23 protein-coding genes are annotated in these 26,756 nt (G+C 66.8%); 7 read left to right on the top strand and 16 right to left on the bottom strand.

Annotated features, from left to right (window positions below; translation table 11 throughout):
- The first annotated feature begins 82 nt into the window (after positions 1-82).
- Positions 83-1,063: a zinc-binding alcohol dehydrogenase family protein gene (locus tag ACSFA7_RS12430; RefSeq protein ID WP_435499647.1), complete on the top strand. Its 981-nt coding sequence runs from the start codon at positions 83-85 to the stop codon at positions 1,061-1,063.
- 3 nt (positions 1,064-1,066) lie between these two features.
- Here the strand turns inward: ACSFA7_RS12430 and ACSFA7_RS12425 are convergent, their stop codons facing one another.
- Positions 1,067-1,951 (bottom strand): LysR family transcriptional regulator, encoded by an 885-nt coding sequence (locus ACSFA7_RS12425; protein WP_435499646.1) that lies wholly within the window; start codon positions 1,949-1,951, stop codon positions 1,067-1,069.
- Positions 1,952-2,074: 123 nt separating this feature from the next.
- On the opposite strand from ACSFA7_RS12425, the gene argC reads away from it, so the two are divergent.
- The gene (gene argC, locus ACSFA7_RS12420) at positions 2,075-3,001 is read left to right on the top strand and encodes an N-acetyl-gamma-glutamyl-phosphate reductase (protein WP_435499645.1); all 927 of its coding nucleotides are present in this window, start codon (positions 2,075-2,077) and stop codon (positions 2,999-3,001) included.
- On the opposite strand, the gene ACSFA7_RS12415 is transcribed toward argC, so the two are convergent.
- Entirely contained in the window at positions 2,971-3,543 is a 573-nt protein-coding gene (locus tag ACSFA7_RS12415) for a GrpB family protein (protein WP_435499644.1), read from the bottom strand. The two genes, argC and ACSFA7_RS12415, sit on opposite strands and share 31 nt — an antisense overlap.
- Before the next feature lie 58 nt (positions 3,544-3,601).
- Positions 3,602-4,612 (bottom strand): GlxA family transcriptional regulator, encoded by a 1,011-nt coding sequence (locus ACSFA7_RS12410; protein ID WP_435499643.1) that lies wholly within the window; start codon positions 4,610-4,612, stop codon positions 3,602-3,604.
- Between the two features lie 43 nt (positions 4,613-4,655).
- Here ACSFA7_RS12410 and ACSFA7_RS12405 point away from each other — a divergent pair, with 43 nt between their 5' ends.
- Positions 4,656-5,792 (top strand): DJ-1/PfpI family protein, encoded by a 1,137-nt coding sequence (locus ACSFA7_RS12405; protein ID WP_435499642.1) that lies wholly within the window; start codon positions 4,656-4,658, stop codon positions 5,790-5,792.
- A gap of 62 nt (positions 5,793-5,854) precedes the next feature.
- Here ACSFA7_RS12405 and ACSFA7_RS12400 read toward each other — a convergent pair whose 3' ends face one another.
- The 5 genes from ACSFA7_RS12400 to ACSFA7_RS12380 are packed head-to-tail and all read right to left on the bottom strand — an operon-like array spanning position 5,855 to position 10,825.
- Positions 5,855-6,817, bottom strand: a complete 963-nt coding sequence (locus ACSFA7_RS12400; protein ID WP_435499641.1) for a tripartite tricarboxylate transporter substrate binding protein — start codon at positions 6,815-6,817, stop codon at positions 5,855-5,857.
- Positions 6,814-7,710 (bottom strand): amidohydrolase family protein, encoded by an 897-nt coding sequence (locus tag ACSFA7_RS12395; protein ID WP_435499640.1) that lies wholly within the window; start codon positions 7,708-7,710, stop codon positions 6,814-6,816. The genes ACSFA7_RS12400 and ACSFA7_RS12395 overlap by 4 nt, the downstream gene beginning before the upstream one ends.
- 7 nt (positions 7,711-7,717) lie before the next feature.
- Positions 7,718-8,905, bottom strand: a complete 1,188-nt coding sequence (locus tag ACSFA7_RS12390; RefSeq protein ID WP_435499639.1) for a CaiB/BaiF CoA transferase family protein — start codon at positions 8,903-8,905, stop codon at positions 7,718-7,720.
- A gap of 21 nt (positions 8,906-8,926) precedes the next feature.
- Entirely contained in the window at positions 8,927-9,916 is a 990-nt protein-coding gene (locus ACSFA7_RS12385; protein WP_435499638.1) for a tripartite tricarboxylate transporter substrate binding protein, read from the bottom strand.
- A gap of 39 nt (positions 9,917-9,955) precedes the next feature.
- On the bottom strand, positions 9,956-10,825 hold the full coding sequence (locus ACSFA7_RS12380; protein ID WP_435499637.1) for an HpcH/HpaI aldolase/citrate lyase family protein: 870 nt from the start codon (positions 10,823-10,825) through the stop codon (positions 9,956-9,958).
- A 76-nt stretch (positions 10,826-10,901) separates the two neighbouring features.
- On the opposite strand from ACSFA7_RS12380, the gene ACSFA7_RS12375 reads away from it, so the two are divergent.
- The 3 genes from ACSFA7_RS12375 (at position 10,902) to ACSFA7_RS12365 (ending at position 16,978) form a co-directional block, all read left to right on the top strand.
- Positions 10,902-11,789 (top strand): LysR family transcriptional regulator, encoded by an 888-nt coding sequence (locus tag ACSFA7_RS12375; RefSeq protein ID WP_435499636.1) that lies wholly within the window; start codon positions 10,902-10,904, stop codon positions 11,787-11,789.
- Positions 11,790-11,951: 162 nt separating this feature from the next.
- Positions 11,952-14,993 (top strand): sensor domain-containing diguanylate cyclase, encoded by a 3,042-nt coding sequence (locus ACSFA7_RS12370; protein WP_435499635.1) that lies wholly within the window; start codon positions 11,952-11,954, stop codon positions 14,991-14,993.
- A gap of 98 nt (positions 14,994-15,091) precedes the next feature.
- A complete protein-coding gene (locus ACSFA7_RS12365; RefSeq protein WP_435499634.1) occupies positions 15,092-16,978 on the top strand; it encodes a GspE/PulE family protein in 1,887 nt (628 codons plus the stop codon).
- 10 nt (positions 16,979-16,988) lie between these two features.
- Here the strand turns inward: ACSFA7_RS12365 and ACSFA7_RS12360 are convergent, their stop codons facing one another.
- Complete coding sequence (locus ACSFA7_RS12360; RefSeq protein WP_435499633.1) at positions 16,989-17,738, bottom strand: EAL domain-containing protein; 750 nt, start codon at positions 17,736-17,738, stop codon at positions 16,989-16,991.
- Positions 17,739-18,029: 291 nt separating this feature from the next.
- Between ACSFA7_RS12360 and ACSFA7_RS12355 the strand changes: the two genes are divergently transcribed.
- Positions 18,030-18,854, top strand: coding sequence for a hypothetical protein (locus ACSFA7_RS12355; RefSeq protein WP_435499632.1), 825 nt, complete (start codon positions 18,030-18,032; stop codon positions 18,852-18,854).
- A 28-nt stretch (positions 18,855-18,882) separates the two neighbouring features.
- Here ACSFA7_RS12355 and ACSFA7_RS12350 read toward each other — a convergent pair whose 3' ends face one another.
- The 7 genes from ACSFA7_RS12350 to ACSFA7_RS12320 all read right to left on the bottom strand — a co-directional run bounded on the left by ACSFA7_RS12350 (position 18,883) and on the right by ACSFA7_RS12320 (position 26,705).
- A complete protein-coding gene (locus ACSFA7_RS12350) occupies positions 18,883-19,263 on the bottom strand; it encodes a hypothetical protein (RefSeq protein ID WP_435499631.1) in 381 nt (126 codons plus the stop codon).
- A gap of 69 nt (positions 19,264-19,332) precedes the next feature.
- Entirely contained in the window at positions 19,333-20,505 is a 1,173-nt protein-coding gene (locus ACSFA7_RS12345; RefSeq protein ID WP_435499630.1) for a BMP family ABC transporter substrate-binding protein, read from the bottom strand.
- A 51-nt stretch (positions 20,506-20,556) separates the two neighbouring features.
- Entirely contained in the window at positions 20,557-21,477 is a 921-nt protein-coding gene (locus ACSFA7_RS12340; RefSeq protein ID WP_435499629.1) for an ABC transporter permease, read from the bottom strand.
- A 1-nt stretch (position 21,478) separates the two neighbouring features.
- Positions 21,479-22,621, bottom strand: a complete 1,143-nt coding sequence (locus ACSFA7_RS12335) for an ABC transporter permease (protein WP_435499628.1) — start codon at positions 22,619-22,621, stop codon at positions 21,479-21,481.
- On the bottom strand, positions 22,614-24,140 hold the full coding sequence (locus ACSFA7_RS12330) for an ABC transporter ATP-binding protein (RefSeq protein WP_435499627.1): 1,527 nt from the start codon (positions 24,138-24,140) through the stop codon (positions 22,614-22,616). The genes ACSFA7_RS12335 and ACSFA7_RS12330 overlap by 8 nt, the downstream gene beginning before the upstream one ends.
- Positions 24,141-24,239: 99 nt before the next feature.
- Positions 24,240-25,640, bottom strand: a complete 1,401-nt coding sequence (locus tag ACSFA7_RS12325; protein ID WP_435499626.1) for an NCS2 family permease — start codon at positions 25,638-25,640, stop codon at positions 24,240-24,242.
- A 75-nt stretch (positions 25,641-25,715) separates the two neighbouring features.
- Positions 25,716-26,705, bottom strand: coding sequence for a LysR family transcriptional regulator (locus ACSFA7_RS12320; RefSeq protein ID WP_435499625.1), 990 nt, complete (start codon positions 26,703-26,705; stop codon positions 25,716-25,718).
- Positions 26,706-26,756: the final 51 nt, after the last annotated feature.

Below are 26,756 nucleotides of genomic sequence, written 5' to 3'. Positions count from 1 at the left end.
GGTGAAAATGAGTTTTCCTGACCGGGCTCGCCGCCATGCGTCGACAGCGCTACGCTTCGATCCTCCGACCCAAAGGACACTCATGACCCCCACCATGCGCGCCGTCGTACTCGACGCCCCAGGACCGCCCGAGGCCCTGAAGATCCGCGTCCTGCCCGTCCCCGTGCCCCGGCCCGCGGAGGTGCTGATCAAGGTGCGCGCCTTCGGGCTCAACCGCTCCGAACTGCACACCCGCCTCGGCATGGCCGAAGGCGTGACCTTCCCCCGCGTGCTGGGCATCGAGGCGTGCGGCGAAGTCGCCGCGTGCCCGGGCAACGAGTTCGCGGTCGGGCAGCAGGTCGTAGCGATGATGGGGAACATGGGCCGCACCTACGACGGCGGCTATGCCGAATACACCTGCGTGCCTGCTTCGAACGTGATCGTATTCAAGAGCGCGTTGCCATGGGAGGTTCTTGGCGCGGTGCCCGAGATGCTGCAGACCGCGTACGGGTCGCTCGTGTCGGCGCTCGATGCGCAGGCGGGCCAATCGATCCTGATCCGCGGCGGGACGTCGTCGGTCGGGCTGGCCACGGCAAGCCTTGCGAAGCAAATCGGACTGACGGTTCTCGCGACCACGCGAAGCGCCGCCAAGCAATCGGCGCTGGTCGCGGCCGGTGTCGATCACGTGCTGATCGATGATGGCGCCGTGGCGCCGCAGGTCCGCGGGCTCTTTCCAGAAGGGGTCGATCTCGCGCTCGAGCTGGTCGGAACGCCCACGCTGCCTGACACCTTGCGCGCATTGCGCCGGCGGGGCGTCGCCTGCTTCACCGGCATGCTGTCGAACGAATGGACCGTCAAGGATTTCTACCCAATCGGCTATCTGCCGAATGCGGTGAGGCTGTGCGCTTACTCGGGCGAGGCGGCCGACCTGCCGTCATCGGTCTTGCAGCGGTATCTCGACGACGCTGCGGCGGGCAAGCTCTCCGTTCCCATCGACAAGACCTACGACTTCGACGACATCACCGAAGCACACAGGGCGATGGAGCAGAACGAAGCCAAGGGCAAGCTGGTCGTCGTGGTCTAGCGCTCAACGCGCCTTGAGCGCCCACAGCGCGTCAAGCACACGCTGCGTCGCGCGCTCGACGGGGCCCGACCGGTGGGCAATGCCCAGCTCGCGCCAAAGGGCCGGACGCAGAGGGCGCATCGCGATGCGCGCGTCCGGCTGCAACGCTCCCGCTTCATGCGGCAGGAGCGTCGCACCGTAGCCTGCGGCGACGAGGCTCTTGATGGCATCGTTGTAGTTGAGCTCGATCCGCGGTACGGGCCGGTGGCCACCCAGCGCGAACCATTCCGAGACGAGGCGCGACAGGCGCGTGGTGGCGTCGTTGAGGATCAGCGGCTGCGCCGCGAGCCACTTCGGCGTGACCCTGCCGGGAGCACTCCAGTCGGCTGGCAAGAAGGCCATGACGGGGTCGCGGCGCCAGGGCCGGATCGACAGCCCCGCAACCGGCGACTGCGGCAGCGCGACCAGCCCGACGTCCAGTTTGCCTTGCGCAAGGCGCGCCAGCGCGTCCTGCGAAGTGAGCACCGCGATCTGCACATCAATGTCCGGATGATCCTCGCGAAGCCGTGCGATGGCCTGCGGCAACAGGTGCGAGATCGCGCCCGTCGAGGCGCCGAGCCGCACGCGTCCGGCCAACCCCTGCACCTGCCGGCTGACGTCGTCCAGCGTCGACTCGATCTCGGCCAGCAGCCGGCGTGCGCGCTCCACCAGCAATTCGCCGACGGCCGACGGCCGCACGTCCCCGCGCCGCCGTGACAGGAGCGGAGCGCCCACACGCCCCTCCAGCTCGGCGATGTGCAGGCTGACCGTCGGCGGCGCGAGATGCAGCACCTGCGCTGCGGCCGCGAAGGAACCGTGGTCTGCGATCGCTACCAGCGTGCGCAAACGATCGAGGCTGATTTCGCGCATGTGAGATCTCTGCTTCAGGAAATATGAACTACAGGATTGCCAAATTCAACTTTTCATATTTTATCGACCAGAGAAGAATTGCGGCAGATCCATCCAGAGACCGAATCAGGAGCGCGCAACATCATGAGTCTTCCGACCATCTTCATCGACGGCGACCAGGGCACCACCGGGCTGCAGATCCATGAGCGCCTGCGCGATCGCACCGACCTGCAGCTCCTGACGCTGCCGGCCGCCGAACGCAAGGATCCACAGCGTCGGAAGGAGGCGATCAATGCGTGCAACATCGCGATTCTTTGTCTGCCGGATGCGGCGGCACGCGAAGCGGTCGGCTTCATCCGGAATCCGGCTGTGCGTGTGATCGACGCGAGCTCCGCGCATCGCACGCACCCGGAATGGGTCTATGGCTTTCCCGAAATGGCCCAGGGGCATGCGCAACGGATTGCACGAGCCCGGCGTGTCAGCAATCCGGGCTGCTATCCGACCGGTGCCATTGCCCTGCTGCGGCCGCTGGTGGAAGCGGGCCTGCTGCCGCGCGAATACCCGGCGACGGTCTATGCGACCTCCGGCTATTCGGGGGGCGGAAGGGCAGCGATCGATGCGCACGAAGCCAGCGACACGCCGGCCGTGGCACCGTCCCAGGTCTATGGCTTGGCGCTGGAACACAAACACACGCCTGAAATCCAGGAATACGCCGGGCTGGCGCACCGTCCGTTCTTCGTGCCGGCCTATGGCGCCTACCGGCAGGGAATCGTTCTGACCGTGCCGCTCGAGCTGCGCCTGCTGGCGAGCGGCGTCGACGGTGTCCGGTTGCAGGCATGCCTTGCGCATCACTACGCGAACGCGCGCCATGTCAGGGTCATGTCGCTTGCGGAGACACAGGCGATGGCGCACCTCGATCCGCAGGCGCTGAACGGAACCGACGACCTGCAGCTGGGCGTGTTCGCCAATGCAGACCACGGCCAGGTGCTGCTGTCCGCCGTCTTCGACAACCTGGGCAAGGGCGCGTCCGGCGCGGCCGTTCAGAACCTCGAGTTGATGCTCGGCGCGTAGCTGGCGCGCTCAGCGGAAATCTGCGCCTGTATCTCCTGGATCACCGCTGCTTTCTCCCGGTTGTAGACCTCCGGATTGACGGGATCGATCGTGTGGGCGCGGTCCTTGGCCTCTTCGTACTTCCTGCGCAGGTCGGGACGCCTGTCGAGGATGTCCATGAAGGCCAGCGAGTCCTTGTGCACCGGATCGCCACGGTGGCAGATGTGGATGTTGATGTTGAACCTGCGCCCGTCGTGCCCGACGCTTGCGCAGACATACGGCTTCTCATCTTTGTCGACCCATACGGCACGCCGATGAAACCCGAGCGCTTCGAACGCCTGTTGCTCGCTGCGCAAATCCTCCCTCTGCGTGATGGCAACAGCATCCACCATCGGCTTTCCCCGCAAGCCACGAATGGCGGTGCTCCCGATGTGAACGAGTTCCACGCCCTCGAGGCGCTCCTGAACGTGGCGCTGAACTTGCGCGAACACATCGGCGTACGCGGGGTCGTAGGGCAGGATGTTGCGGTGTTCCAGGCTCTCATCGAACGCATCGATCTTCATGATTGCTCCATGCAGACTGTTCATCGCGGGTGGCCGCGCCGGGTCGAATGGCAGTTCGCTACCTGGATGCGTGGCGCTGATTGTCATCGCGATAACGCTGCGGCGTCACGCCATGCTGCCGTGCGAACGCACGCTGCAGTGCGTCCACCGAACGAAAACCGCTGCGACTCGCAATGCGTTCCTGCGTCCACCCGGTTTGCTGCAGCAACTGCGCCGCGGCGGCCACGCGCGTCTGCTCGACGAACCGCGCCGGCGTGCATCCCGTCTCCGCCACAAACGCGCGCGCGAAATTCCGTGGGCTCATCTGCACGCGCTCGGCCAACAACTCGACCGACAAGGTCTCCTGCGGATGCGTGCCGATCCACGCGACCAGCTCGCGCAACCGATGGCTCGCCGTGCCCTGCGCCTGCAGCGCCTGGCTCAGCTGCGGGTGCTCTGCGCCGCGCAGCATCGGCAACGCGAGCGTGCGCGCAATGTCCATCGACACGGCATGGCCGAGGTCGTCTTCGACCAGTGCGAGCGCGAGCTCGATGCCGGTCGTGACGCCGGCTGATGTCCATACCGGGCCGTCGCGCACGTAGATGCGCTCGCGCTGCACGCGCGTCTGCGGCCGCAGCGCCTGCAGCTGGTCGCACCAGCGCCAGTGCGTGGTGGCCTCGCGGCCATCGAGCAGGCCGGCTGCAGCGAGCGCGAAGGCGCCGCTGCACACGCTCGCAACGCGGCGGATGTTCGGCGCGGCCTCCTTCAGCCACGCGCCGATATGGTGCTCGACGATCGCCTGGCGCACCGCGGGTTCGTCGCCGCCGGCCACGATCAGCGTATCGATGGTGGCGGGCAGTTGCCGCAGCGTCAGCGTGCCTCCGAATTGCAATCCACCGTTCGTCGACACCGTACCGCCGCCGGGCGATGCGATGTGCAGGCGGTAGGTACCGGGGCGCATCTCCTCGGCCTTGCTGAACACGCTGGCCGGGCCCGCGGCATCGAGCACCTCGACGCCGTCGAACACGACCAGCGCCACGTTGCTGGCAGGAACCGCGGTGTCTTCGTCCTTGTGGGTCGGGGTCGGCATTCTTAATCTCTGGGCATCGTCACGTTGACAGGAGAACAGAGCCATGTGGAGAGCGGTGTGGGCGCTGATCGGCGCAAGTATTGCAGCGTTTGCCCTCGCAGGATGCGGCGCGGGCGCGCCGCTGCCGCCCGCACAGGCCGACGCGGCCGCGAGGGAACGCGAGAAACAAGCCTTCGTCGAGGCCCTGAAGCCGCGCCGCGCAGGCAGGCCGGTGATCGCCGTGCTCGCGTTGAACGAAGGCACCGAGACGACCGACCTGCTGCTGCCGCACGCGGTACTGAAGCGCGCCGACGTGGCCGATGTGCGGATCGTCGCGCCGAAGAGCGGACGGGTGAATCTGTACCCCGCGCTGCAGGTCGATGGTGCGCAGGACTTCGCGAGTTTCGATCGTGCGAATCCCTCGGGGGCGGACTATGTGATCGTCCCGGCGATGGTCACTGAAGACGACCCTGCGGTGGCCGCATGGTTGAAGCAGCAGGCTGCGCGGGGCACACGGGTGATCGGCGTCTGCTCCGGTGCTCTGGTGGTCGGTCACGCCGGCCTGCTCGACGGCCGGCGATTCGCGGGCCACTGGTACGACCGCAAGACACTGCTGAAGCGCAACCCCGGCGCGACCTACGCGCCGCATCAACGCTACGTGATAGACCGCGACGTTGCGACCACCACCGGCATCACCGCCTCGGTGCCCACGATGCTGGCACTGGTCGAGGCCATCGGCGGGCCGGAGAAGGCGAAGTCCGTTGCAGCGGAGTTGGGCGTGGCGTCATGGAGCCCCGAGCACGACAGCGCACCCTTCGGCCTGAATGTGAAGCGCGGCGGCAGCTACCTGCTCAACAAGGCCGCGTTCTGGCGCGGCGAGCGGTGGCAGGTCGATGTGCAGAACGGCGCCGACGACATCGCGCTTGCGCTGGCTGTCGATGCGTGGACGCGCACCGGGCATGTCAGCGTCGACGCTGCATCTGCATCCGAATCGGTGACGCTGCGAAGCGGATTGGTGCTCGTCGCGCAACCGGTGCGCAACGCGTCGACCCGGTTGCCGCTGTCTTCGTCGGTGAAGCCGGTGCAGCAACTGGACCGCACGCTGTGCGAGATCGCCGCGCAGCATGGCGAAGCACGACGCGATTGGGTCATGCAGGAGATGGAGTACGCAGGGCCGCCCGCTGCAACCTGCGCCGGCTGATCGCGCAAGAAGCGCTGGGACGCCTCCGCTGCCAGACCCGTTGCACGGCCCCGGGGCCGCGCTCAATCAACGCGGATATTCCGCGCCCGCACCAACGTCCTCACCCGGCCCGTCTCGTCCTGCACGAATTTCGCGAACGCCTCGGGCGTCGTGCCCGCGGGCTCCAGTCCGAACTGCAGCAGCTTCTGCTTCACGGTGGGGTCGTTGACCGCCGCCTGCACCGCCTTGCCCAGCCGCTGCACGACATCCGCCGGCGTGCCCTTGGGCAGGAACACGCCGTTCCACTCGACGACGTTGTAGCCCGGCAGGCCCGACTCGGCGAGCGTGGGCGTGTCGGGCAATCCGTTCACGCGCCTGCTGGAGCTCACGGCCAGTGCGCGAAGCTTGCCCGACTTGACGTAGCCCAGCGTCGAGGCCACGTTGCCGAAGTAAGAGGACACCTGCTCGCCCATCACGTCGGTCAGCGCGGGCGCGCCGCCCTTGTAGGGCACGTGCATCAGGTTGACCTTGGCCTGCTCGTTCAACGCCTCGCCCGCCAGGTGCGAGCCGGTGCCGCCACCGGCCGAGGCGAAGCTCAGCTTGCCGGGGTTCTTGCGCGCGAAGTCGAGGAACTCGGCCACCGTCCTGTACGGTGCCGTGGCGGGCACGACGAGGATCTGCGGCGCGGTGGCCACCAGCGAGACCGGAATGAAATCCTTCGCCGCGTCGAACGGCAGCTTGCGCAGCGACGGGTTCACCGAGAACGCCGAGGCGTCGTAGAGCACGGTGTAGCCGTCGGCGGGCGCCTTGGCCACGTTGTCCTCGCCGATCACGCCGCCCGCGCCAGGCTTGTTGTCGATCACGATCTGCTGGCCGAGCGCGATGCTCATCTGCTGCGCGACCACGCGCGCGGTGCTGTCGGCACCGCCGCCCGCGGCATACGGCACGACCATCCGGATGGGCTTGTCGGGCCACGCAGCCCAGCCAAGCAACGGGGCGCACGCGGCCAGCGCGGCGATCGATTTCAGGATGCGTCTCTTCGTCATTCAGTTGTCTCGGGCTTTGCAGTTTCAGGAAAGTCGTAGAGCAGCTTCGGGTTGTCCACGAGCACGCGATGGCGCGTGGCCTCGTCGGGCACCCATTGGCTCAGCAGGTCGAGCAGCACCGCGTCGTCGGGCTTTGAAATGGGCTCGGTCGGGTGCGGCCAGTCGCTGCCCCACACCACGCGTTCGGGGGCCTGGCGAACCCAGGCCTGCGCGATGGCCGTCATGTCGGCATAGCCACCCGCTGCGCCTGTCTTCGAATCGAGGTAGGGACCGGACAGCTTGACCCACGTGCGGCCGTTGTCGCGCAAACGGCTCACCACGTCGAACGCGGGATGCGAAAGCGCATTCGGCAGCGGCAGGCGCGCGAGATGGTCGAAGACGATCGTGCACGGCAGGCGCGCGAGCAGGTCCGCGTGCGCCACGATCTGGTCGGCGCTCCAGTGCAGTTGCACATGCCAGCCGAGCGCATGCACGCGCTGCGCGAGCGGCTCGACCATCGAGAAATCGGTTGCCGCATTGGCCGGCGTATAGAGCGTGAAGCGGATGCCGCGAATGCCGCCTGCGTGCAGTCGCTCGAATTCGGCGTCGCTCACATCGGGGCGGAGCACCGCGACACCGCGCGTCTGCGCGGGGCCGAGCGCGCGAATGGCGTCGAGCGTCACGCTGTTGTCGGTGCCATGGACGCGCGGCTGCACGACGACCGTGCGCTGCGTGCCGATACGTTGCTGAAGCAGGCGGTAGTCGTCGGCGGTGGCTTGGTCGACCATCGCGTCCGGCGAACCGTGCAGCGCGAAGCGGCGGTCGTAGACGTGCATGTGCGAATCGCACGCGCCCGCAGGCGCCACGCTGGCGGCCCTGCGCATTCCGCTGCTGTTGGGGTAGACGACGTCCATGCGCGTGTCAGTCTGCCGCGTTCGCGGTCTTCATCAGCACCTCGTCCGTGTGCTGCCCCAGCGTCGGCGCGGCAAAGGGTTCGGGGCCGGGCGTGCGGCCGAACTTCACGGCACGCGTGAATCCGCGATACGACCCGAGCGTGGGATGCGCAAAGTTCGCCACCATGTCCTCGGCCAGCACCTGCTCGTTGTCGAACATGTCCTCGACCGTGCGTGCCGCCGCGCAAGGGACTTCCTCGCCGAAGAGTTCTTCCCATTCGAGCGCGGTGCGCGCGGCCAGCGCCTCGCGCAGGCGCGGAACGATCTCCGCAAAGTGCTGCGCGCGCTTGCGCACCGAGTCGTAGCGCTCGTCGGCCGCGAGATCGGGCAGGCCCACCTTGGCGCACAGCGCCTGCCAGAAGTGCGGCGTGTTGGCCGAGATGTAGAGATGGCCTTCGCGCGTCGGATGCAGGCCGGTGATGCCGCCCGAGCGCATGTCGCGCCCCACTTCCTTGGGCTCGCCCTCGGCCCACACCATGCGGGCCGATTGCATCGTGAGCGCGGAGCGCAGCAGCGACACCCCGACGAACTGCCCTTCCCCGCTCTTCTCGCGCTCGTACAGCGCCGAGGCCACGCCGGCCGCCACCAGCGCGGCCGCGTAGTAGTCGACCACCGAGCCGTAGATGATCTCGGGCGGCTCGCCGCGCTTGCCCTGCAGCGCGCACATGCCGGTCATGCTCTGCAGCACCTGGTCGTAGCCGGCCTTCTCGCGCAGCGGACCGGTCTCGCCATAGCCCGTGAGGCTGCAATAGATCAGGCGCGGATTGATCGCCTTCAACTGGTCGTACGCGATGCCCAGCCGCGGCGGCACGCTGGGCCGGAAGTTGTGCACCAGCACGTCGGCGGTACGCACCAGCGCCATCAGCGCGGCAAGGTCCTCTGCATGCTTCAGGTCGAGCACCACGCCGAGCTTGCTGCGGTTCACGCCGATGAAGGCGCGGCTCTCGGCTTCGAGCGTCGAGGGGTACTTGCGCAGGTTGTCGCCCGCGGGCGGCTCGATCTTGATGACCTCGGCGCCCTGGTCGGCCAGCAGCGAGCAGCCGTACGGCCCCGCGATGTAGGCGCTCAGGTCGAGCACGCGCAGGCCGCTCAAGGGCCCTGCGGGGCCGGTGCGCGCGGGCAGGCGTGTGTCGTCGTGCGGGGCGTCGAAGCTCATGGATCCTTCTTTCCTCAATCGTCAGTCGGCGGTGATGTTCTGCTGCCTGGCCAGCTTCTTCCAGCGCTCGACGTCCTCGGCGATGACCGTGCCGAACTGCGCCGGCGTGAGCGGCGTGGCAATGGCGCCTTCACGCAGGAAGTTGGCGGTGATCTCGGGCTTGGCGAGGATCTTGTTGACCGCGCCGTTGAGCTTGGCCACCACATCGGGCGGCGTTCCCACGGGCGCGAGCAGGCCCCACCAGAGTTCGAATTCATAGCCAGGCACTGCCGTGGAGATAGGCGTGAGATCGGGCGCGATCGGGCTCGGCTTCAGGCTCGTGATGCCGACCGCGCGCAGCTTGCCGGCGCGCACCATCGGCAGCAGGGACGGCCCACTCGAGATCAGCAGCTGCGTCTGGTTGCCGATCAGGTCGGTCACGGCCGGGCCCATGCCCTTGTAGGGGATGTGCGCGATCTGCAGGTCGCCCACCTTGGCCTTGAGCAGCTCGGTGCCGAACTGATTGACGCTGCCCGAGCCAGATGAGGCGTAGTTGTACTGCCCCGGCTTCGCCTTGATGGCGGCGATGAGTTCGGCCGGCGTCTTGGCGGGAAAATCGTTGTTCACCGCGACGATGAACGGGCCCTTGGCGAACATGGCCACGGGCGCGAGGCCCTTGACCGGATCGAACGGCAGCTTGGACTGCACCGCCGCGTTGGTCGTCATGCTAGAAGACACCGCCACGAGCGTGTAGCCGTCGGGCGCAGCCTTGGCGACCTGCCCGGTGCCGGTGTTGCCGCTCGCGCCGGGGCGGTTGTCGATGATCACCGGCTGCTTGAGTTCTTCACCCAGTTCCTTGGCCACCTGGCGCGCGAAGGTGTCGTTGGAGCCGCCCGCCGGATAGGGCACGACGATGGTGATGGCCTTGGCCGGGTACGCGGCCTGCGCGAATGCGCTGCCGCTCACAAAGCAGCCGCAAGCGACGGTCGCCACGGCGAGCGCACGCAGGCGAAATGACGGGGAAATCTTCATCTGTCTTGTCTCCTGATTTTTTTAAAGAAAGCGGCAAGCTCAGCCCGGCAGCAGGCCCAGGCTGCGCGCACTCGCGACGATGGCGCGTGCGCGGATCACGAAAGGGATGTCGATCATTTTTCCGTCGACCACGTAAGCGCCCACGCCCTTGGCATCGGCATCGCGGGCCGCCTCGACCACCTTGCAGGCGTGGGCGATTTCTTCATCGGTGGGCCGGAACACCTCGTTGGCGATCGCGATCTGGCTCGGGTGGATGCAGGTCTTGCCGAGGAAGCCGAGGTTGCGCGACAGCATCGCCTCGGCGCGGAACCCATCGACGTCGCGGATGTCCGCGAACGCGCCGTCGTAGGCGTAGACGCCCGCCTCGCCCGCGGCAATGCGCATCGCGAACATCGCCTGCTGAATGGCGACCGGCTCGCGTCGCGCGATGCCCAGCGGCTCGAACAGGTCACCAAGCCCCAGCTGCAGCCCCGCCACGCGCGGATGGGCCCCTGCAAGCTGCGCTGCTGTGCGCAAGGCCGAAGGCGCCTCGATGTTCAGCAGCAGGCCGATAGGCGTGCGCACGCCGTTGGCCTGCTCGGCGCGTTCGATGGCTTCGACCGCGGCGCGCACATGCGCAGGGCTCTCGGGCTTCGGAATGTTGACGAGGTGCACACCGGACTGGGCGACCGCCGCGATGTCGTCCGCGAAGTGCGGCGTGTCCATCGCGTTGACGCGAACGATCACGGTCTTGCCCGATGCGGCCGGCTCACCGCTCTGGAGCAGCTGCCGCACGGCATCGCGTGCCTCGGCCTTGCGCGGTTCGGACACCGCATCTTCCAGGTCGAAACACACGCCATCGGCCGCGCCGCTCAGGGCCTTGGCGAACAACTCGGAGCGCGTTCCGGGAACGAACAGTTTGCTTCTCATGCGTCGCAGTGTGCGCAGCGCATGAGAAAAGAAAAACACATGCTTTCTATGATCAGTTCATAGAAAATCTATCTTCATGGAAACCGCCTACCTGCAAAGCTTTCTCCTGGTGGTGGAGTCGGGCTCGATGTCGGAAGCGGCACGCCGGCTCGACCTGACACCCGCCGCCGTGGCGCAGCAAATACGCACGCTGGAACGCGAACTCAACGCGCCGCTGCTGGCGCGCGCGGGCCGCACGGTGCAGCCGACCGAGGCGGGGCACCTGCTGGTACAGCGTGCGCGCAACCTGCTGCGCGAGGTGGGCGACATCAAGACACTGCTGAACAGCGACGCGGCCGGCGGTGAGCTGCTCATCGGCACCATCAACACGGCCATTCACAGCCTGCTGCCGGACATCCTCGCGCGCTTCGTGAAGACGCATCCCGGCGTGAAGGTATTCCTGCAATCGGGCACGACGGCCACGCTCCACAAGGCGGTGCAGCAGGGCGACCTCGATGCGGCCGTGTGCCTGTATCCGCCCTATGTGCTCGCCAAGACCTTCGACTGGTCGTTGCTGCGCGAGGAGCCACTGGTGCTGCTCGCGCCGAGCCGGCTCGCCAGGCGCGACCCGCACGAGCTGCTGCGAACCTCGCCGCTCATCCGCTACGACCGCGCCCTCGGCGGCGGCAAGCAGGCCGACCGGTACCTGCGCGCCGCGGGCATCGTGCCGCAGGAGCGCTTCGAGCTCAGCTCGCTGCTGGCGATCGCGATGATGGTCGACCGGGGGCTGGGCGTTTCGCTGGTGCCCGACATCGCATCGCCGCTGCTCGATGGCCAGCGCATCGCGAAGATCCCTCTGCCGCTGCCCTCGGAGCCGCGGCGCTTTGGCGTGCTGTGGCTGCGCGCGTCGCCCCGGCAGCGGTTGATTCGGGGCTTCGTCGACAGTGCAGCACGCGTGATCGAAACGAGAGGCACGCCGACCTGAAGGCACCCGGCGCCCTACGCGCGATCAGGTGAATGGCTACTTGCGCTTCTCTCCCGGAACGCCTAACTTGCGGGCCTGCACCAGTTCCTTGGTTGCGATGCACTATGCAGGTCAATGAATCCCTCAGGTTCCAGAAAATTCCGCATCGGTCTGAACACGCGCATGAGCCTCGGCGTTGCTGCAGTGGTGCTGGCAGCCACGTTCGCCGTTGCCACGGTTGCACTGCAGTTCGTCAAGACCCGCATGCGGGAGTCGATTGCCCAGGAGGAGTTCGCGCGCGTTTCGGCCTTGGCGGATGCGGTTGACCAGAAGTTCATCAGCCGGCGCACGCTGCTGAAGACTTTCGGCGACAGCGCGGAGGCGCTCAGGCTGACGGATGCGGCGCCGCTGCAGGCTTTTCTGGAGCGACACAGGTCGCTGCACGAGGCGTTCGACAACGTGGCCTTCATCGACATGGACGGCAACCTGGTGGCAAACCTCAACAACGCCAGCCAGATCCGCCGGGTGAACGTCAAGGATCGCGCGTATTTCCGGGACACGGTGGCCTCCAAGGCGGGCGTGATCTCGGAGCCCTATCGCAACCGGCTGAACGGCCTGGCGCAGGTTGCCATCACCGAGCCGGTGCTGGACAGCGCCGGGCGGGTGCAGTTCGTGATCTCGGGCTCCATCAACCTGAAGGAGCGCAACATCCTGGGCGAGCTTGCGAGTGTCAGGTTCGGCGAGACGGGGTACCTGTTCATCACCACGACGAACGGTATCGTCGTGGACCATCCCCGCGAGGAGCGCGTGCTCGAAACGGCGAGCCCGGACACGGCACGCAACCCCGAGATAGAGCGCGCCATCGCCGGCTTCGAGGGCGCGACCGAAGGCGTCAACCGGGCAGGCGTGCACGGCCTCTATGCGTTCAGGCGCTTGCGACAGGCGGACTGGATCATGGGCGCCATGTATCCGCGCGACGAGGCGTTTGCGCATGTCGATGCCATCGAGCGCGCGGCCTGGGCGGGGGCCTTCGTGCTCGCGCTGCTGGCGGGTGCGATCGCCCTGGGTGTCGTGCGGCGGCAGCTCAAGCCCCTGACCGCGCTGCACCGGCACATGCTGGATGCGCAAGCCGCACCGACCGAAGTGGCCGCGCTGCGCACGTACACCAACGATGAAATCGGCGACCTCTCGCGCACCTTCGACCGGCTGATGCGGCAACGGCAGGCGGACGAGAAGTTCCTGCGCGACATCACCGACAACCTCCCGGCCATGGTGTCGCATGCCGACGTGCAGGGCCGCTATACGTTCGTGAATGCCCGCCTGTGCGAGAAGCTGGGCCAGAGCGCCGCGCAACTCATCGGGCAGCCGGTGCAAAGCATGCGCAGCCCCGGTGACGACGCGGCCCTCGAAGCGGGGCTGCAGCGCGTGGCGGCGGGCGAATCGGTCAGCCTGGAGCGCCGCGACACATCGGGGCCCGGCGCAGAAGAGCGCTTTTTCCAGACCGACCTGATTCCCGACCTCGACAACGCCGGGCAGTACCGCGGCTACTACGCCATGACCTTCGACGTGACGGAGCGCAAGCGCATCGAGGTCAGCCTGGCGCACAGCGAGGCGAAGGTCCGCATCATTGCGGACAACATTCCTGCGCTGGTGTCGCATGTCGACGCATCGCTCAACTACACCTTCGTGAACGCCCATATCAGGGCGCTGCACCAGAAGGATTCGATGGTCGGCCAGTCGATGCCCGAGGCGCGCGGTGCGGCGGATTTCGCCATCGTCGAGCCCTACATCCGGCGCGCCCTGGCCGGCGAGACGGTGGTCGTCGAGAAAAAAGGCGACCCTGCGCGCGGCATCGGCGAGCGCACCTACAAGGCCCACTACATTCCCGACCAGGACGCCGACGGCGTGGTGCAGGGCGTGTTCGCGATGACCTTCGACATCACCGACGAGGTGAACGTGCGCAAGGCCCTGACCGAGCAGGAGAAGCGGCTGCGCGACGTGACCGACAGCATTCCCGCGCTGGTGGGCTATTTCGACACCGAGGAAAACTGCCTCTACGCCAACAGCCGCGCACGGCAGATGGCAGGCCATGGCGACCGGCCGCTGGACGGCGTCACGCTGCGCTCGGCCCTGGGCGAATCGATGTACGCACAGCACGCGCCCTACATCCCCGTGGTGCTCGCGGGCAAGCAGGTTCGCTTTCCGCTTCATGCGCCGCTGCACGGCAAGGACGGGCACTTCCAGGCGCACCTGATACCCGACAAGGACCTGGGCGGCCGCGTCCTGGGCTTCTACCTCATGACCTTCAACATCACCGCGCTCAAGCAGGCGGAGCTGCAGCGCGCCGACAGCGAGAACCGCCTGCGCACCATCACCGACAACCTGCCCGCGCTCATCACCTACATCGACCGCGAGGAGAACGTGACCTTCGCCAATGCCACCCATCGCGAGTGGCTCGGGCTCGAACCATCCCAACTGCTGGATCGCCCGCTTCATGACGTGGTGGGCGCCAGCGTGTACCGCAAGCGCAAAGCGATGATCGACCGGGCGCTCGCCGGTGAGCGCGTGGAGTTCGAGGACCAGACCGGAACCCGCAGCGCGGACCGCGTCACACGCGTCAGCCTGGTGCCCGACATCGGCGCGGACGGGTCCACGCACGGCATCTTCTCGCTGTGCCTGGACATCACGGCCCTGAAAGCGGTGGAGAGCCAGCTGATCGAGCTGGCGCGGCTCGACACGCTCACGGGCCTGCCGAACCGGCTCGCCTTCAACGAGCTCCTGCCCGCAGCGCTCCTGCGTGCGCAGCGCACCGGCAGCGCGATAGCCCTGATGTTCCTGGACATCGACGCATTCAAGACCATCAACGACACGCTGGGCCACGCAAGCGGCGACAGCGTTCTGGCCGAATACGCCAACCGCCTGCGGTCCGGCGTACGCGCCACCGACACCGTGGCGCGGCTGGCGGGAGACGAGTTCGTCGTCGTGCTGGAAAACCTGGCTGCGCGGGATGCCGCGGCAGCAGTTGCACAGAAAATCCTCGCGCAGATTCGCACTCCCGCGTTTCGCCTCGACAGCCAGCTGCTGCAGGTCACGACGAGCATCGGCATCGCATTCCGCCAGGGCGGCGATGCACCGGTCACCGCCGAAGAATTGCTGGCACATGCGGACAGCGCGCTGTACGCCGCCAAGTCGGCGGGGAGGAACAGGTTCGAGTTTTCCGATTGATCCGTTGCCTTTCAACCGCGGCCCCGGCCGCAGCACCGCTCCATGCCACTCCGTGTCATGCACGCGGTCGCAGAGAAACCAGAACAGGAGATCCATCCATGTCATCCGCCGAAGTCACCACACCGGAGCAACTGCTGGCCGAGCTCGATGCCCAGACCCGCATGCCGATTGCTCAGATCGGCCAGACGCTGATGTCGCTGGGCATGATCACCGCGGCGCAGCTGCAAGGTGGGCTGGCGCAGCAGCAGCTCGCCCCCAAGGTGCCGCTGGGCGAGACGCTGGTGCGCATGGGCATGATCAACCGCGCCCAGCTGCAGACGGCGCTGGTGCACAAGATGGGCTATCCGCTGGTCAACCTGCACCTGTTCGCGCCGTCCGCCGACGCCCTGCGCAAGATCGGCCACAGCGCGGCGCAACGCCTGCAGGTGATGCCGCTGATGCTGCACGAGGGCCGCCTGGTCCTCGCGCTGGACGATCCCTCGAACCGGCGTTCGGCCATCGACGAAGTGGAATTCATTGCCCAGGCGAAGGTCATTCCGGTGGTCGGGAAATATCTCGACCTGGACGGCGTGCTGCACAAGGCCTACGAGAAGCTCGGGGATCCCGCGACGGTGCGCCCGGCCAGCTTCGATCCGATGCGGCCGCTGGAGTTCGACATGGCCGGCACCAGCGAACTGCTCGAAACGCTCGAGAAAGAAGGCCGCTCGATCACCAGCATCGAGGCGCCGATCGAGCAATCGGACAACTCGCTGGTGCGCATGATCAACAGCATGATCCTGGAAGCGCACCGCGAGGGCGCATCGGACATCCACGTCGAAAGCTCGCCCGGCGACGAGAAGACCCGCATCCGGTTTCGCCGCGACGGCCGCCTCTATACGTACCTGGAGCTTCCGTCCAGCTATCGCAACGCCGTGGTGGCGCGCATCAAGATCATGTGCGACCTCGACATCAGCGAGAAGCGCAAGCCGCAGGACGGCAAGATCAACTTCGTCAAGTATTCGCCGCAGCACCGCATCGAACTGCGCGTTGCCACCATTCCGACCAACAACGGTCTGGAAGACGTGGTCATGCGCATCCTTGCGTCGGCCAGGCCCATCGCGATGAACGCGCTGGGCCTCTCGCCGCGCAATCTCGCCCAGTTCACGCAGGCGGTCGAGCGCCCCTACGGCATGGTGCTGTGCGTCGGCCCCACGGGTTCGGGCAAGACCACGACGCTGCACTCGGCGCTGATGCACATCAACACGCCGGAGCGAAAGATCTGGACCGCGGAAGACCCGATCGAGATCACGCAGGCCGGCCTCAGGCAGGTGCAGGTCAATCCGCGGATCGACTGGACCTTTGCCAAGGCCCTGCGGGCCTTCGTGCGCGCCGACCCCGACGTGATCATGGTCGGTGAGATCCGCGACGAGGAAACCGCCAGGACGGCCATCGAGGCTTCATTGACCGGCCACCTCGTGCTTTCGACACTGCACACCAACAGCGCCCCCGAGACCGTGACACGGCTGCTCGACATGGGCATGGACCCCTTCAACTTCGCCGACTCGCTGCTGGCGGTGCTGGCACAGCGGCTGGTGCGCCGCCTCTGCACCCAGTGCACCACCAGCAGCCCCGCGAGCCCCGAAAAGGTCGAGGAACTGCTGGCCGACTACATGCATGCATTCGGCGCGGAGGCCACGCCCGCCGAACGCAAGGCGGTGCACGGCGACTGGATCGCACGCCATGGGCACGACGGTCATCTGCACACCTTCACCAGCACCGGATGCCCGCATTGCGGCGACACCGGCTTCAAGGGCCGCGTCGGCATCCACGAGCTCATGGTGGTGTCCAGGACGCTTCGCCGCCTGGTGCAGAACGGGGCACGCGCCGAGGAACTGCAGGAGGCGGCGCTGCGCGAAGGCATGCGCACGCTGCGTCAGGACGGTATCGAGAAAGTGCTGGCCGGGCAGACGACCATCGAGGAAGTGCGCGCGACCAGCAACCTGTGAACAGGCCGCCCTAGGCGGTGCCCCATGCCACCGCCGGCAATGCAGCAATGGCGGGCCTTGCGAAGAAGTAGCCCTGGAAAAGGTCCACGCCGAGCGCATGAAGCGCGCCGACCTCCTCCGGTATCTCGACGCCTTCGGCGATCACCCGGATTTTCAGTTCGTCGCAGGTGGAGACGAAGCCTCTCACGATGGCCAGCCGAACCGGGTCGGCATGGATGTTCCGCACCAGGCTCATGTCGATCTTCAAGACGTCGGGCTGGAACACGGCGAGCATCCCGAAGCCTGCATAGGCGGCGCCGAAATCATCGATGGCCGAGGTGAAGCCGTGGCGCCTGAAGTCCTGGAAGACGGCCGCGAGTCCGGGCAAGTCGATCGTCCGCTCGCCCTCGGTGACCTCGAACATCAGGCGATTCACCGGAAAATTGCAATGCTGCGCGGCGGCCATGGCGGTGCGAAAGCACTCGGGCCGACCGGCCACATCGTTGGGCAGCACGTTGAGGCTGAGCCTGGATGCCATGCCCAGCCCCGCCGCCATCTCGATGGCCCTCACGCGGCAGGCTTCGTGAAACGCGAAGCGCTGCGAGGCGTCGATGCCGGCGAGCACCTCCGTGGCGCCTTGTCCCGAGAGGCCGCGCACCAGCGCTTCGTGCGCAAAGATCTCGCGCCGCGCGACATCCACGATCGGCTGGAACGCCATGGTGAACGCCGAGCCGAAGCCGGGGAAGCAGGCATCGGCGAGGTTGTGGGCTGTCGCGGACATGGGACTCGCGGTTCGGAGGGAAGGCGTTCTGGCGGGAGTGCGGGGCGACCACTGTAAGCGTTTTTTTACTCCCGGCGGCCGCGCTTGCGCACCGGGCCGCAGCTGCATCGTGCCGCAGGGGGGCTTTGAGCTCGTCGACAGCGGAAATCTTGGTCACCGGCAAGCGGTAGACACCAAAGTTTGCGTGACCTATGGCACTGGTGAACATGGGTGCTCCCGCGCCATAGTTCGGCGCGCCCGGAGGCGAATCCAAGCCTCCGGGCTTCTTTTTTGGAACAAAGAGGGAAGCTCATGAACACAAGATTTGTACTGGCGGCTGTGGCTGCTGCAACGCTGGCCGCCTGTGGCGGAGGCGGTGATGGTGGTGGCGGATTTCCGGCCGTGCCGGTTGTACCGATCGGCCCACCAGCCCCGGCCCCAGCGCCAGCGCCAGCGCCCGCACCGGCCCCCAACCCCGACAACACATCCTCCGCAGCCTGCTTCAACGAAGCCGACCTGCACGAAGGCACCACGTCGGTGGTGGAACTGGACGTCACCGCCAAAAACCAGACCTTCAAGCAGCGCGTGACCACGGTCACCCGCACCCGCGAGTCCTTCGCCGACGCGAACCCGGTGCGGCTGCTGCGCACCACCTTCAACTACTTCAACAACTCGGAAGCGACGGACCGGCAGTACATCGACTTCGTGGACGGCAAGATCCTGCGATACGGCTCCCGCAACGGCGGTGAAGGCGCCGACCCTGCGCTCGGCACCAACACCAACGTGCCAACGTTCGCGATGCCCGTCATGTCGCCGGGCCAGACGCTGGAGCTGAACTACGTGGTCAAGTCCGTGAGCGGCGCGAACGGCGAGATCCGGAACGAGCAGCCCATCTCGGGAACGGACACCTACGTCGGACGCGAGACCGTCGTGACGTCGATGGGCTCGTTCAGCGCCTGCAAGTTCTCGGGCATCACGCGCGTACGGCAAGTGGATGGGACGGACCTCATCCAGAACCAGGACAACTGGATTGCCGCCGACGGCCCCTACCGCGGCCAGATGCTCAAGCTGGTGACGCGCATCGGCGAGGACTTCGGGATGATCGTCGCCACGCAGATCACCTACACGCCGAAGTAAGGCCCGGCGCTGCCGTCTGCCCTTGTGCTCAGGGGCAGACGAGCTCCGTCTTCGACGCCGCGCACAGCCTGGCCACCTCGGCCTTCGACAGGAACTCCGTCGCGAGGCTGTTGAGCATCAGCACGGCGGGATAGAGGCGCGCGTCCTGCGGGTTCGCGCGATACGCCTTCTGCAGCAGCTGCTGGCCCGCCTTGTTGCAGTTCTTGCGCTGCATGCGGTTGATTTCCTTGTCGCGCGCGGAGCCGTCGCCGTTGAACTCCCCCGCGAAGTGAAAGCACATCTCGGTGTCGGAGACGGCTTTCTGAAGTGCCTTCTCGTCCTTCGAGAACTTCACGAGCTCGGCGGCGAACGACGACGAGGCCGACAGCAACAGCAACGCGGCGCCCGCAACGGTGAACATCAGCTTCATGGTGCGAATCCTCCTTGAATGAAAAAGGGCCGCCCTGGGCGACCCTCTCCGTCTGCATCGCCTGGGCGATTACTTCTTGTCGCCGCCCGGCACCTTGCCTTCGACGCCCTTGACGTAGAAGTTGATGCCCGTGAGGAATTTGTCGTCGGCCACTGCGTCCTTGGCGACCACTTCCTTGCCGTCCTGGCCGAGGATCGGGCCCTTCCAGATCACGAAGCTGCCGTCCTTCAGGCCCTTCTTGATCTCTTCGACCTTGGCCTTGGTTTCGGCCGGCACGTCCTCGGCGATCGAGACGAGGTCGATGGCGCCTTCCTTCACGCCCCACCAGGCCTGGCCGGTGGTCCACTTGCCGTCGAGCGCGTCCTGCGTGGCCTTGATGTAGTACGGCGCCCAGTTGATGGTGGCCGAGCCCAGGTGAGCCTTGGGGCCGTAGGCGGTCATGTCCGAATCCCAGCCGAAGGCGCGCTTGCCCTTCTCTTGTGCGGTCTTGAGCACGGCGGGCGAATCGGTGTTCTGGAACAGGATGTCGGCACCGCCGTTGATGAGCGCGGTGGCCGCTTCGGTTTCCTTCGGCGGGCTGAACCATTCGTTGACCCACACGACCTTGGTGGTGATCTTCGGGTTGACCGACTGCGCGCCCAGCGTGAAGCTGTTGATGTTGCGCAGCACTTCGGGAATCGGCACCGAGCCGACCACGCCGAGCGTGTTGCTCTTGGTCATGGCACCGGCGATCACGCCGGCCATGTACGCGCCTTCGTACGTGCGGCTGTCGTAGGTGCGCATGTTGTCGGCCGTCTTGTAGCCGGTGGCATGCTCGAACTTCACGTCTTTGCTGTCGTTGGCGACCTTGAGCATCGGTTCCATGTAGCCGAAGGTGGTGCCGAAGATCAGCTTGTTGCCCTGGCCGACCATGTCGCGGAACACGCGCTCGGCGTCGGCGCCTTCGGGCACGCTCTCGACGAAGGTGGTCTTGATCTTGTCGCCGAATTCCTTCTCGAGCGCCTTGCGGCCGTTGTCGTGCGCGAAGGTCCAGCCGCCGTCGCCCACCGGGCCGATGTATGCGAATGCGATGTTGAGCGGCGCGGCCGGGGCCGGGGCGGCTGCAGCGGGGGCCGGGGCGGGCGCGGGGGCCGCGGCCGGTGCTGCCGCTTCTTCTTTCTTGCCGCAGCCGATCAGGGCCGCCGAAGCGACCGCCGTGAGGGCGGCCAGCTTGAGCAGGGAGCGCTTGTTCAGATCATTCATTGTCGGAAATCCTCAAAAAAGGACGGGTTGGCGGGAAAACGAAAAACGCGATTATGAGCCGGGGTAGAACGGTTTCCCTATGGAAGCCGGCATGTTGATGCGGATGAACGCGGGGTTGCGCGAGATCAGCGCCAGCACCACGATGGGCGCGATGTACTGCAGCATGCTGAGGAACTGGGGCGGCACATCGACACCGCTGCTCTGCAGGTGAAAACCCAGCATCGAGACGCCGCCGAAGAGGTAGGCGCCCAGCAGCACGCGAATCGGCCTCCAGGTGGCAAAGGTGGTGAGCGCCAGCGCGATCCAGCCGCGGCCCGCGACCATGCCTTCGACCCACAGGGGCGTGTAGACAGTCGAGAGGTACGCGCCGGCCAGTCCGCAGAGCGCGCCACCCGCGACCACCGCCATGAAGCGGATGCGCCGCACCGGGTAGCCGAGCGCATGCGCCGACTCGGGCGATTCGCCCACCGAGCGCAACACGAGGCCAGCGCGCGTGCGGTACAGGAACCAGATGAGGCCGACGGTCAGCACCACCGCGAAATACACCATCGGGTGATGGCGAAAGAGCGCGGGGCCGACGAGCGGAATGTCGGCCAGCACCGGAATCGCGTAGCTCGCGCTCTCGGGCAGCTTGGCCTGCACGAAGTTGATGCCGACGAAGGCCGAGAAGCCAACGCCGAACAAACTGAGCGCGAGCCCCGTCGCGTACTGGTTGGTGTTGAGCCAGATCACCAGCACGCCGAAGAACGCGGCGAGCAAGGCGCCCGCCGCCATGCCCGCGAGAAAGCCGAGCCAGGGGTTGCCGGTGATCACCACCGTCGCAAAGCCCGCGATGGCGGCGCAGAGCATCATGCCCTCGGCGCCGAGGTTGACGATGCCGGCCTTCTCGTTGATCAGGAGGCCCAGCGCCGCAATCGCGAGCACGGTGCCGGCGCTCAGCGTGGAGCCGAGCAGGAGTGCGTAGCTGTCCATGTCAGAGGACTCCTTCGGTCGGCCGCGCAACCGGCGCGGTCAGCGGCGTGCTGACTTGCAGCGAACTCGTCGTGAGAATGGCCTTGGCGGCCGCCTTGCGGCGGATGCGGTACGCGATGAGCGTGTCGCAGGCCAGCAGCGTGAAGAGCAGCAGCCCCTGGAACACGCCGGTCAGCGACTTGGGCAGCCCGAGGCGCGATTGCGCCAGTTCGCCGCCGATATAGAACATGCTCATGAGGATCGCCGAGAACACCATGCCCACCGGATGCAGCCGCCCGACGAAGGCCACAATGATGGCCGCGAAGCCGTAGCCGGCCGGCACATAAGGCGTGAGCTGACCAAGCGGCCCGGCCACTTCGAGCGCACCGGCCAGGCCCGCCGCGCCGCCCGAGGTGAGCAGCGCGATCCACACCGCGCGCCTTGCCGAAAAGCCCGCATAGCGCGCCGCCGCCGGGGCGAGACCACCGACCTGCTGCGCAAAGCCCGCGCGCGTGCGGAACAGGAACACCCACAGCGCGCCCACGCCCACCAGCGCGATGATCAGCCCGATGCTCACGCGCGAGCCCTTGAAGAGCCGCGGAATCTGCGTGACCGCCTCGAAGGTCTTCGACTGCGGGAAGTTGTAGCCGTTCGGGTCTTTCCACGGGCCGAACACCATGTAGCTCAGGAGCAGCGTGGCCACGTACACCAGCATCAGGCTCACGAGGATTTCGTTGGCGTTGAACTTGTCGCGCAGGAAGGCCACGATGCCCGCCCACACCATGCCGCCGAGCGTGCCCGCGACGAGGATGGCAACGACGATCCACGAACCGGTGTTCTTGTCGGCCAGGAGCGCCACGCCGCCCGCCACGATGGCGCCGAACACGAACTGCCCCTCGGCGCCGATGTTCCACACGTTGGAGCGGAAGCACACCGCCAGGCCCAGCGCGATGATGAGCAGCGGGGTGGCCTTGATCATCAGCTCGCCGAGCGCATAGCCGCTCTTGATGGGCTCGTAGAAGAACACCATGAGGCCCTTGACCGGGTCCTTGCCGAGCGCGGCGAAGAGCGCCACGCCGATCAGCACCGTGATGAGCAACGCCAGGATCGGCGAGGCAAAAGTCCAGAAGCGCGAGAGCTCCGGACGGGGTTCGAGCTTAAGCATGGGCGGCCTCCCCGGCCTTGTGTTCTTGCCAGAGACCGCTCATCCATTCGCCGATCTGCGGCAGCGTGGCTGCGGCGCGGTCGATGGAGGGCGAGAGCCGGCCCTTGGCGATCACGTGCAGGCGGTCGCTGATGTCGAACAGCTCGTCGAGCTCCTCGCTCACCACCAGCACCGCGCAGCCGGCATCGCGCAGGGCGAGGATTTCGCCGCGGATGAGTGCAGCCGCGCCCACGTCCACGCCCCAGGTCGGCTGCGAGACGATGAAGAGCTTGGGGTTGGCGTCGATCTCGCGGCCGACGATGAATTTCTGCAGGTTGCCGCCCGAGAGCGAACGCGCCGCCGCACGCGGCCCGCCGGCCTTGACGTTGAAGCGCTCGATGATGGATTTGGCGTGCTTGTCGAGCGCGGACGTGCGGATCCATCCGCCCTTGCCCACCGCGTTGCTGCGCGTGAGCAGCAGGTTGTGCGCAAGCCCCAACGTGGGCACCGCGCCGCGTCCCAGCCGCTCTTCGGGCACGAAATGCAGGCCCAGCGCCCGCCGCGCGCGCGGCCGCAGGCGCCCGGCGGGCCTGTCGAACACCTGCACCATCGAGGCATCGGCGCGCACGTCTTCGCCCGAGAGCGTGTAGAGCAGTTCCTTCTGGCCGTTGCCCGAGACGCCCGCAATGCCGACCACTTCACCGGCGCGCACCTCGAACGAGATGCCGTCGAGGTCGACGCCGAACTGATCTTCGCGCGCCAGCGTGAGCCCCTTCACACGCAGCGCCACCGCACCCGCATGCACCGGCCGGTGCTGCAGCGCCGGCGGCTCGCTGCCGATCATCAGCCGCGAGAGCGATTCGTTGCTCTCGTTCTGCGGATTGCACACGCCCGTGACCTTGCCGCCGCGCAGCACCGTGCAGGCGGTGCACAGCTCGCGAATCTCGTGCAGCTTGTGGCTGATGTAGAGGATGCTGCAGCCCTCGGAGGCCAGCTTGTTGAGCACCGTGAAGAGCTTGATGACCGCCTGCGGCGTGAGCACCGAGGTCGGCTCGTCCAGGATCAGCAGCTTGGGGTTGGTGAGCAGCGCGCGGATGATTTCCACCCGCTGCATCTCGCCCACCGAGAGCGTGTGCACCGGGCGCGAGGGATCGATGTCGAGGCCGTACTCGCTGGCCTTGGCGGTGATGCTGCGGGCCACTTCGGCCAGCTGCAGCGATTTGTCGAGGCCCAGCCACACGTTCTCGGCCACGGTGAGGGTGTCGAACAGGCTGAAGTGCTGGAACACCATGCTGATGCCCAAGGCCCTCGCCTGCTGCGGGTTGCGCAGGGTGACGGCCTGGCCGTCGAAGGTGACGGTGCCTTCGTCGGGCTTGACCGAGCCGTAGATGATCTTCATCAACGTCGATTTGCCCGCGCCGTTCTCGCCGAGAACGGCATGGATTTCGCCGGGGGCGACGGCCAGCGAGATGTCGCTGTTGGCCACCACCGCGGGATATCGCTTGGTGATGTGCGCGAGCTGGAGTCGGGGGGTTGTCATGCCGGGTTTCGTGGGTTTGTCTCGTTCAAAGCAACAACGCTGGGACAGCTATCAGTTTAATAGCGTCCCAGCAACCATCGGCGCCCGACGGCGCTCGGCTCAGTGTCCGCCGATGTAGGCGAACTTGAACAGGAAGATCGCCGCGATCACCCACACCATCGCATGCACTTCCCGTGCCCGGCCGGTGCAGAGCTTGAGCACCGCGTACGTGATGAAGCCGAAGGCCAGGCCGTTGGCGATCGAGTAGGTGAAGGGCATGGCCAGCGCGGTCACGGCGGCGGGAATGACCTCGGTGGTGTCTTCCCAGTCGAGCTCGACCAGGTCGCGCAGCATCAGGCAGCCCACGAAGAGCAGCGCCGGTGCGGTGGCGTAGGCCGGCACCGAGCCCGCGAGCGGCGAGATCATGAGGCAGGCCAGGAACAGCACCGCCACCACCACAGCCGTGAGGCCGGTGCGGCCGCCGGCTTGAACGCCGGCCGCGCTTTCCACATACGCCGTGGTGCTCGAGGTGCCGAGCAGCGAGCCCGCGAAGATCGCGCCGCTGTCGGCCAGCAGCGCCTTGTTCATGCGCTCCATCTTGCCGGGCACCAGCAGGCCCGCGCGCTTGGCCACGCCCATCAGCGTGCCGGTGGCGTCGAACATCTCGACCAGGAAGAACACCAGCACCACGTTCAGGATGCCGCCCTTGAGCGCGCCCAGGATGTCCAGCTGCATGAAGGTAGGCGCGATCGACGGCGGCGCATCGAACACGCCATGGAACTTGTTGCCGCCGAAGAAGAACGACAGCACCGTCACCAGCATGATCCCGATCAGGATCGCTCCTCGCACCTTGAGCCGGTCGAGCGTCACGATGACCAGGAAGCCCAGCGTGGCCAGCACCACCGGCGGCGAGTGCAGGTCGCCCAGCGTGACGAAGGTCGCAGGCGATGCGGCGACGACGCCGGCACTCTTGAGCGCGATGAGCGCCAGAAACATGCCGATACCCACCGTGATCGCCGTTCGCAGTGACTGCGGTATGCCCGCGATGAACAGCTCCCGCAACCCGGTGACCGTGACGATGAGGAACAGGCACCCCGAGATGAACACCGCGCCCAGCGCGACCTGCCACGTATAGCCCATGCCCAGCACCACCACGTAGGCGAAGTAGGCGTTCAGGCCCATGCCCGGCGCCATCGCGATCGGGTAGTTGGCGTACAGGCCCATGATCAGCGTGCCCAGCGCCGCGATCAGGCAGGTGGCGACGAAGACCGCGCCCTTCGGCATGCCCGCATCGCCGAGGATCGTCGGGTTCACGAAGATGATGTAGGCCATCGTGAGGAAGGTGGTGAGCCCCGCGATGACCTCGGTGCGCACCGTGGTGTTGTGCGCACTGAGCTTGAACACCCGTTCAAGCAAACCCGAGCCGCTTGCGCTGCCCACAGCCGCACGCGGACGCGCGGACTCGACATGCCCCGGGGTGTGGGGCTCGGCGCCTTTGGGCGCCTGTTCCAACGTACTCATTTCGCTTGTCTCCAGCTGTTGTAGTGGCGGTTTCATCGTTGCCCCGCTCACGACGCCGGCGCGAACGGGGGTTTCTCAGGGGTCCGGTCTTTCAGGGGCGGCAGGCAGGCGGGATGCGCCAGGTATCGCGGAAGACGCAGGTCGCAGCGAGGCCGCCACGTCCTTGATGCATTCGCGCAGCCAGCGCGCCGAGCTCGACGAATGGGTGCGTTCGTGCCAGAGCTGGTAGTACATGAGGCGCGGCAGCGCCACCGGGCAGTCGAGGATCTTCACCGGCAGCCGCGCGGCGAAGCGCTCGCAGTACTGGCGGCCGGTGGTGAGCACCAGCAGGCTCGAGGCGACCATGTCGGGGATCAGGCTGAAGTGCGCGCAGCGCGCGGTGATGTTGCGCTGCCGCCCCAGCTCGTCGAGCATCTGGTCGATGATGCCGCGCCCTCCGGGGTGCATCGGCGTGGGCGCGATGTGCTCGGCCGCGAGCCAGGTCTCCAGGTCCCAGCCGCGGCGCACCGCCGGATGGTCCTGGTTGACCAGCGACACCACCTCGTCGCCGAAGAGCCGTGCCATGTGCAGGTCTTCCGGGGGCTTGAGCCAATTGCCGATCACCAAGTCGACCTGCCCGAGCGCCAGGTGCCCGTGGTAGTCCGAATCGGGCGAGAGCGCGTGGATCTCGATCTGGCAGAGCGGCGCCTCGCGCTTCACATGCGCCACCAGCATCGGCAGGAAGAGCGGGTCCATGTAATCGCTCGCCGCGATGCGAAAGGTGGTGGCCGCCGATTGCGGCTCGAAGCCCCGCGCATCGGAGAACAGCATCTCGGCCGCGCGCAGGATGCTGGCCGCGGGCTCGATCATCCGCAGCCCCGCATCGGTGGGCACCATGCCTGAGCCCGAGCGCACCAGCAGCGGATCGCCCGACAGCTCGCGCAGGCGCTTGAGCGCGGCCGAGACGGCCGGCTGGTACATCCCCAGGCGAATGGCGGCGCGCGAGACGCTGCGATCGGTCAGCACGGTGTGAAGCACCCGGATCAGATGGAGATCGATCTTGTCGAAAAGCGCTTGGTCTCTCATGGCTGTTCACACCTTTCTTGTCTGTGCGAACAGTTATACAGCGCAGCATTG

It is taken from the genome of Variovorax trehalosi, from assembly GCF_051216415.1.
Classification (GTDB): Bacteria; Pseudomonadota; Gammaproteobacteria; order Burkholderiales; family Burkholderiaceae_C; genus Variovorax.
Note: the sequence above shows the minus strand (reverse complement) of the source record. Positions and strands in the feature narration are given on the sequence as shown.

What these genes read in the sequence shown, in the direction of transcription:
- ACSFA7_RS12430 (WP_435499647.1), top strand. Translation starts at nt 83, where the DNA reads ATGACCCCCACCATGCGCGCCGTCGTACTCGACGCCCCAGGACCGCCC.
- ACSFA7_RS12425 (WP_435499646.1), bottom strand. Translation starts at nt 1,951, where the DNA reads ATGCGCGAAATCAGCCTCGATCGTTTGCGCACGCTGGTAGCGATCGCA.
- argC (WP_435499645.1), top strand. Translation starts at nt 2,075, where the DNA reads ATGAGTCTTCCGACCATCTTCATCGACGGCGACCAGGGCACCACCGGG.
- ACSFA7_RS12415 (WP_435499644.1), bottom strand. Translation starts at nt 3,543, where the DNA reads ATGAAGATCGATGCGTTCGATGAGAGCCTGGAACACCGCAACATCCTG.
- ACSFA7_RS12410 (WP_435499643.1), bottom strand. Translation starts at nt 4,612, where the DNA reads ATGCCGACCCCGACCCACAAGGACGAAGACACCGCGGTTCCTGCCAGC.
- ACSFA7_RS12405 (WP_435499642.1), top strand. Translation starts at nt 4,656, where the DNA reads ATGTGGAGAGCGGTGTGGGCGCTGATCGGCGCAAGTATTGCAGCGTTT.
- ACSFA7_RS12400 (WP_435499641.1), bottom strand. Translation starts at nt 6,817, where the DNA reads ATGACGAAGAGACGCATCCTGAAATCGATCGCCGCGCTGGCCGCGTGC.
- ACSFA7_RS12395 (WP_435499640.1), bottom strand. Translation starts at nt 7,710, where the DNA reads ATGGACGTCGTCTACCCCAACAGCAGCGGAATGCGCAGGGCCGCCAGC.
- ACSFA7_RS12390 (WP_435499639.1), bottom strand. Translation starts at nt 8,905, where the DNA reads ATGAGCTTCGACGCCCCGCACGACGACACACGCCTGCCCGCGCGCACC.
- ACSFA7_RS12385 (WP_435499638.1), bottom strand. Translation starts at nt 9,916, where the DNA reads ATGAAGATTTCCCCGTCATTTCGCCTGCGTGCGCTCGCCGTGGCGACC.
- ACSFA7_RS12380 (WP_435499637.1), bottom strand. Translation starts at nt 10,825, where the DNA reads ATGAGAAGCAAACTGTTCGTTCCCGGAACGCGCTCCGAGTTGTTCGCC.
- ACSFA7_RS12375 (WP_435499636.1), top strand. Translation starts at nt 10,902, where the DNA reads ATGGAAACCGCCTACCTGCAAAGCTTTCTCCTGGTGGTGGAGTCGGGC.
- ACSFA7_RS12370 (WP_435499635.1), top strand. Translation starts at nt 11,952, where the DNA reads ATGAGCCTCGGCGTTGCTGCAGTGGTGCTGGCAGCCACGTTCGCCGTT.
- ACSFA7_RS12365 (WP_435499634.1), top strand. Translation starts at nt 15,092, where the DNA reads ATGTCATCCGCCGAAGTCACCACACCGGAGCAACTGCTGGCCGAGCTC.
- ACSFA7_RS12360 (WP_435499633.1), bottom strand. Translation starts at nt 17,738, where the DNA reads ATGTCCGCGACAGCCCACAACCTCGCCGATGCCTGCTTCCCCGGCTTC.
- ACSFA7_RS12355 (WP_435499632.1), top strand. Translation starts at nt 18,030, where the DNA reads ATGAACACAAGATTTGTACTGGCGGCTGTGGCTGCTGCAACGCTGGCC.
- ACSFA7_RS12350 (WP_435499631.1), bottom strand. Translation starts at nt 19,263, where the DNA reads ATGAAGCTGATGTTCACCGTTGCGGGCGCCGCGTTGCTGTTGCTGTCG.
- ACSFA7_RS12345 (WP_435499630.1), bottom strand. Translation starts at nt 20,505, where the DNA reads ATGAATGATCTGAACAAGCGCTCCCTGCTCAAGCTGGCCGCCCTCACG.
- ACSFA7_RS12340 (WP_435499629.1), bottom strand. Translation starts at nt 21,477, where the DNA reads ATGGACAGCTACGCACTCCTGCTCGGCTCCACGCTGAGCGCCGGCACC.
- ACSFA7_RS12335 (WP_435499628.1), bottom strand. Translation starts at nt 22,621, where the DNA reads ATGCTTAAGCTCGAACCCCGTCCGGAGCTCTCGCGCTTCTGGACTTTT.
- ACSFA7_RS12330 (WP_435499627.1), bottom strand. Translation starts at nt 24,140, where the DNA reads ATGACAACCCCCCGACTCCAGCTCGCGCACATCACCAAGCGATATCCC.
- ACSFA7_RS12325 (WP_435499626.1), bottom strand. Translation starts at nt 25,640, where the DNA reads ATGAGTACGTTGGAACAGGCGCCCAAAGGCGCCGAGCCCCACACCCCG.
- ACSFA7_RS12320 (WP_435499625.1), bottom strand. Translation starts at nt 26,705, where the DNA reads ATGAGAGACCAAGCGCTTTTCGACAAGATCGATCTCCATCTGATCCGG.